This is a genomic window from Microcoleus sp. BR0-C5, assembly GCF_036705045.1.
GTDB lineage: Bacteria > Cyanobacteriota > Cyanobacteriia > Cyanobacteriales > Microcoleaceae > Microcoleus.
In genome coordinates this window covers 77,992-78,742 of record NZ_JAUBTR010000023.1, presented here as the reverse complement: position 1 = coordinate 78,742, position 751 = coordinate 77,992, and the positions used below count along the sequence as shown (strand labels likewise).

The following is a 751-nucleotide window of genomic DNA, read 5'->3' as shown; positions in this document are numbered from 1 at the left end:
CTTGTAAAGCTGCTTCATAAAAGGTGATCGCCCTTTCTAAATTATCACCCCTGTCTCCCTTGATTCTCTGGCTGTAAGCAGCACCCAAATTATTTTGAGTCTTTGCCCAATCTTCGGGAAAAGCGGCGCGGGTGCGAACTTGTAAAGCTGCTTCATAAAAGGTGATCGCCCTTTCTAAATTATCACCCCTGTCTCCCTTGATTCTCTGGCTGTAAACATTTGCTATACTGTTTTGAAACATTGCCCACTTTTCTGAGTAAGCTTCGCGGGTAAAAATAGTTAATCCTATATCCAGACAAGCAATCGCAATCTCTATGTTGCTTCTGCGACTGCCTTGGTGAAGACTGAAAAATTTAAGAGTTAAACCGTGTAATATATTGGCACGAGTTTCTGCTTGGTCTGCATCCAAGTTGGGTAGGGTTTCTGTTGCCCACTCTCGCAAATATTCGGCCAAATCCTCGTCTAATAATTCTAGATTGGCTTGCAGGATGGCGGTTTGTTCGTCGCTGTCCCAGGTGAGGAGAGATTCAATCAGGGTGAGATAGGCTTGGCGGCGTGGTTGGTTCATTTTTTGCTACCCATGTTTGTCTGATTTTACATTTTTTGTGGGGGGAAATCCGGGGAGTTTTTAACCGCAGATGTTGGCGGATGGACGCGGATGGACGCAGATGTAAGGGCCAAAATATGCGGTAGCAGGCTGCGGCGATTCTGGCAGACGGAAGCGATCAAATTGAGGATTAGGCCTCGATCC

Annotated in this window: 1 pseudogene; it reads right to left on the bottom strand. The window is 46.2% G+C overall.

The window, feature by feature from the left end:
- A pseudogene (locus QUB08_RS13530) lies at positions 1–568 on the bottom strand (CHAT domain-containing protein); the annotation flags it as partial.
- Positions 569–751 lie beyond the last annotated feature (183 nt).